The following is a 5,081-nucleotide window of genomic DNA, read 5'->3' as shown; positions in this document are numbered from 1 at the left end:
CCCCGGACCCCCGGTCCTCAAACGCCGGACGGGCTGAAATCAGCTCGGCACCAGCGCCGATTCCCGTTCCGCCGGCGGTTCCGGCTCCCCCTCCGGCTGGTGAGCTTCGCTCACCGTTTCGCGCCACAGGCGCGAACACGCCACCACCGTCGCCGCCACCAGCAACGCATTGCGCAACGTAAGCGTCGCCACCCCGAACTTGTCGCTCGCGACCACATGCGAGAACCAGATGGGGAACTCCAGCTGCGTCAGCGGCGCGGCCAGCAGCACCAGCAGGATCGGCAGCCGCTGCCGCGGCGTCCGCATCGTGACGCAGACCGCCGCCAGGCCGATCAGCCAGATCATGTACTGGGGGCTGATCACCCGGCTCGTCGTGGTGAAGAGCAGCACCGCCGCGAACGCCGCGTCGTACGGCGTCGTCGGCGTGAACCGGCGGGCCCGCAGCCGCCATACGAGCAGCCAGGCGAACGCCAGCACGCTCAGACCCAGGGCCAGCGCGCTCACCGCGTGGACGTGCCGGCCGAGGAACTCCACCGAGCCGTAGTTGAGGCGCGCCTTGCCGTGCCAGCCGACGTGCCGGGCCAGATGGAAGACCAGCGAGCCCAGGGACTCCACCTCGGTGCCCCGGTCGCGCTGGAAGGTCAGGAACGCCAGCGCCCCCGGCATCGCGGCGGTGAAGAACATGCCCAGCACCGCCGCCGTCACCACGGCCGCGCTCCAGACGGACCGGGTGGCGCGGCCGCGCGGGGTGCCGATGAGCAGCAGGACCGGCCAGATCTTGAGCAGTGCGCCGAAGCCCATCAGGGACCCCGCCAGCCGGGTGCGGCGGCCCACCGTCAGCAGGGCGGCGACGGCGACCGCGGTGACCATCACGTCGTAGCGGGCGTAGACGATCGGCCCGAGCAGCGGTACGCCCGTCACCCACACCCAGACGCCCAGCGGGCCGCGCCGGCCGCCGCGCACCGAGTAGAGCAGCATTCCCATGACGGCCGCGTCGGCCGCGAGGCAGAGGAAGAAGAACGCGGGCGCGTAGCCGAGGAACGGCAGCAGTCCGGGGGCGAGCACGGCCAGCGCGGCGGCCGGCGGGTACTGCCAGGTCACGTCGTCGTACGGGAAGATGCCGGAGCGCAGGACGCCGTACCAGCCCTGGTAGATCACCTCGATGTCGACGGACACGTCCGAGCCGGGCATGTCCCACACCCGGAACACGCACATCATGAGAACGGCCCGGGTGACGGCCCACACCCCGATCGAGAGCCGCAGACCAGTGCCCGCCACCATCACTTCACCTCATCCCGCCGTAGGCGCGTGGTAACTGAGAGGAATCATGCCGGTCGAGGGGGCCCGCGCGCGCGGCGACGCGGCGCGGTTGACGCCTGTTCGAACCCGGTACTGTCGGCGGCGATGCACAAGACCCTGATCGTCACGAACGACTTCCCGCCCCGCCCCGGCGGCATCCAGGCCTTCCTGCACAACATGGCGCTGCGCCTGGACCCGGCGAGCATCGTCGTCTACGCCTCCACCTGGAAGCGGAGCGAGGAGGGCCGCGAGGCCACCGCCCGCTTCGACGCCGAGCAGCCGTTCCCGGTGGTCCGCGACCGGACGACCATGCTGCTGCCCACGCCCCGGGTGACCCGGCGCGCGGCCGAGCTGCTGCGGGAGCACGGCTGTACGTCGGTGTGGTTCGGGGCGGCCGCCCCGCTGGGCCTGATGGCGCCCGCGCTGCGGCGGGCCGGGGCCCGCCGGCTGGTGGCCACCACCCATGGGCACGAGGCCGCCTGGGCCCAGCTGCCGGGCTCCCGGCAACTGCTGCGCAGGATCGGCGAGGGCGTCGACACGATCACCTATCTGGGGGAGTACACGCGGTCCCGGATCGCCTCCGCGCTCACGGACGAGGCGGCGGCGCGGATGACGCAACTGCCGCCCGGGGTGGACGAGAAGACCTTCCACCCCGCCTCCGGCGGCGCCGAGGCCCGGGCCCGGCTCGGGCTCGCGGACCGGCCGGTCGTGGTGTGCGTCTCCCGGCTCGTCCCCCGCAAGGGCCAGGACACCCTGATCGAGGCGATGCCCCGGGTCCTCGCGGCCGTGCCCGACGCGGTGCTGCTGATCGTCGGCGGCGGCCCGTACGCCGACGAGCTGCGCGAGCTCGCCGCCAGGACCGGTGTCGCCGACGCGGTCCGCTTCACCGGGCCCGTCCCCTGGGAGGAGCTGCCCGCCCACTACGGCGCGGGCGACGTCTTCGCGATGCCCTGCCGTACCCGCCGGGGCGGCCTGGACGTCGAGGGGCTCGGCATCGTCTACCTGGAGGCGTCCGCGACGGGCCTGCCGGTGGTCGGCGGTGACTCGGGGGGCGCCCCGGACGCGGTGCTGGAGGGGGAGACGGGCTATGTCGTCCGCGGCGGCTCCGCCGAGGAGGCGGCCGAGCGGATCGTCACCCTGCTGAAGGACCCGGAGCTGCGCCGCCGCATGGGCGAGCGCGGCCGTGCGTGGGTCGAGGAGCGCTGGCGCTGGGACCTGCTGGCGGAGCGGCTGAAGGAACTCCTCTGAAGGAACTCCTCTGAAGGAACTCCTCTAGCAATGGGTAAGGGGCTCGCGCCTTGGCGCGAGCCCCTTACCCATTGACCGTTGACGGCGGCTCAGCCGTGGTAGATCGCCTCGATCTCGTCCGCGAAGTCCTTCGCGACAACGCTGCGCTTGAGCTTCAGCGACGGCGTCACATGGCCGGAGGCCTCCGTGAACTGCGCCGGAAGGATACGGAACTTGCGCACCGACTCGGCCTTGGAGACCGCCGCGTTGCCGTCGTCCACCGCCTTCTGCACATCGGCGAGCAGCTCCGGGTCGTCGGTCAGCTCGGCGGCCGTGAGCCCGGCGGGCTTGCCGTGCTGCTCCAGCCAGCGCGGCAGGAAGTCCTCGTCCAGGGTGACCAGCGCGCCCACGAACGGGCGGCCGTCGCCGACGACCATGCACTCGGCGATCAGCGCGTGCGCCCGGATGCGGTCCTCGATCACGGCGGGGGCGACGTTCTTGCCGCCGGCGGTGACGATGATCTCCTTCTTGCGGCCGGTGATGCGCAGGAAGCCGTCCTCGTCGAGGGTGCCGAGGTCGCCGGTGTGGAACCAGCCGTCGGAGAGTGCCTCGGCGGTGGCCGCCTCGTTGTTCCAGTAGCCGGTGAACAGGTGCTCGCCGTGCAGCAGCACCTCGCCGTCGTCGGCGATCCGCACCACCGAGCCCGGCAGCGGCTGCCCGACCGTGCCGATCCTCGGCTTGTCCCACGGGTTGAAGGCGGTGGCGGCGCACGACTCCGTCAGGCCGTAGCCCTCCAGCACCGTGAAGCCGATGCCCCGGTAGAAGTGGCCCAGCCGCTCGCCCAGCGGGGCGCCGCCGGAGATCGCGTGCGTGGCCCGGCCGCCGAGCACGGCGCGAAGCTTGCTGTAGACCAGCTTGTCGAAGATCTTGTGCTTGAGCCGCAGGCCGAAGGAGGGGCCCGAAGCGGTGTCCTGCGCCCGGCTGTAGGCGATGGCCGTCTCCGCGGCCTTGTCGAAGACCTTGCCCTTGCCGTCGGCCTGGGCCTTGGCGCGGGCGCCGTTGTAGACCTTCTCGAAGACGCGCGGTACGCCGAGGACCAGCGTGGGGCGGAAGCCCTGGAGGTCGTCGGTGAGATTGCGGATGTCGCTGACGAGGCCCAGCCGGATCGGGGCCATCACCGAGGCGATCTCGACCAGGCGGCCGAAGACATGGGCGGCGGGCAGGAACAGCAGCACGGACGACTCGCCCGTGTTGAACAGCGGCTTGAGCCGCTCGACGACATTGCCGCACTCCGCGAAGAAGCTGCGGTGGGTGAGCACACAGCCCTTGGGGCGGCCCGTGGTGCCGGAGGTGTAGACGATGGTCGCGGGCGAGTCCGCGGTCGCCAGCGCGCTCCGCTCGTCCACCGCCTCGTCCGGCAGCGCCTCGCCCGCGGCCCGCAGCCGGTCGAGGGCGCCGCGCTCGATCTGCCAGATGTTGGCGAGATCCGGCAGCCGGTCGCGCACCGACTCGACCGCCGCCTCGTGCGCCGGCGTCTCCACCAGGCAGGCCACGGCACCGGAGTCGCCGAGGATCCACTGGATCTGCTCGGGGGAGCTCGTCTCGTAGACGGGCACGGTCACCGCGCCCGCGCTCCAGATGGCGAAGTCCAGCAGCGCCCACTCGTAGCGGGTGCGCGACAGCAGGCCGATCCGGTCGCCCGGCTTGATCCCGGCGGCCATCAGTCCCTTGGCGGCGGCCCGCACCTCGGCCAGGAAGCCGGCGGCGGTGACGTCCTCCCAGCGGTCGTCGACCTTCCGCCCTATGACCGCCACCTCGGGGTGGAGTGCGGCGTTCCGGCGGATGAGATCCGTCAGATTGCCGTCGGCGGGGACCTCGTACAGGGCCGGAAGGCTGAACTCGCGCAAGACTGCTGCTCCTCGTCGGGCGCCGGCGCCGCCGCGTCTTCGAGGGGCGCTGCGTCGGCTGCGGTCCATTGATCAGGCGTAGGGGGTGCTGGACAGCGTGGACTGCCCGGACGTTACCCACCAGTACGGATTTCGAATAGAGGGTCGTGCCCAGATGTTCCATGCGTCACATGCCACGGGACCGCTTCCCGCACCCTAGCCCCTCGGCCAGGTGACCGGGAAGTAACCGCAGGTCGGGACCCTTCCGGAGGCCCCGCCACAGCGCCTAGGGTGATCCGTATGCGAGTCCATGTGGTCAGCGACGTGCACGGCAACGCCGAGGGGCTGGCGCGCGCCGGCGACGGCGCCGACGCCCTGGTCTGCCTGGGGGACCTGGTCCTCTTCCTCGACTACGCCGACCACTCGCGCGGCATCTTCCCCGAACTGTTCGGCGTCGAGGCCGCCGACCGGATCGTCGAGCTGCGCACCGCCCGCCGCTTCGAGGAGGCCCGCGCCCTCTCCCGGGCGCTCTGGGAGGGCATCGACCGCGACAGAGCCGTCGAGGAGGCGGTGCGCAAGCAGTACGCCGAACTCTTCGCCGCCTTCCCCACCCCCACCTACGCCACCTACGGCAATGTGGACATCCCCACCCTCTGGCCGGAATTCGCC

General features: G+C 72.0%; 4 protein-coding genes. 2 read left to right on the top strand and 2 right to left on the bottom strand.

What is annotated here, in order from left to right:
• Positions 1 to 39: 39 nt before the first annotated feature.
• Positions 40 to 1,281 carry a glycosyltransferase 87 family protein gene (locus tag K6I33_RS31685; protein ID WP_229357996.1) on the bottom strand — a complete coding sequence of 414 codons (1,242 nt, stop codon included), beginning with the start codon at positions 1,279 to 1,281 and terminating at the stop codon, positions 40 to 42.
• 123 nt (positions 1,282 to 1,404) lie between these two features.
• On the opposite strand from K6I33_RS31685, the gene K6I33_RS31680 reads away from it, so the two are divergent.
• A complete protein-coding gene (locus tag K6I33_RS31680) occupies positions 1,405 to 2,547 on the top strand; it encodes a glycosyltransferase family 4 protein (RefSeq protein ID WP_229357995.1) in 1,143 nt (380 codons plus the stop codon).
• Positions 2,548 to 2,636: 89 nt separating this feature from the next.
• Here K6I33_RS31680 and K6I33_RS31675 read toward each other — a convergent pair whose 3' ends face one another.
• On the bottom strand, positions 2,637 to 4,433 hold the full coding sequence (locus tag K6I33_RS31675) for a long-chain fatty acid--CoA ligase (protein WP_229357994.1): 1,797 nt from the start codon (positions 4,431 to 4,433) through the stop codon (positions 2,637 to 2,639).
• A gap of 279 nt (positions 4,434 to 4,712) precedes the next feature.
• Between K6I33_RS31675 and K6I33_RS31670 the strand changes: the two genes are divergently transcribed.
• The coding region (locus tag K6I33_RS31670; RefSeq protein ID WP_229357993.1) for a metallophosphoesterase at positions 4,713 to 5,081 on the top strand (369 nt) is incomplete at its 3' end.

Origin of the sequence: Streptomyces sp. UNOB3_S3, assembly GCF_020740895.1 — a bacterium.
Taxonomy (GTDB): Bacteria; Actinomycetota; Actinomycetes; order Streptomycetales; family Streptomycetaceae; genus Streptomyces.
This window is presented reverse-complemented; position numbering and strand designations above follow the sequence as displayed.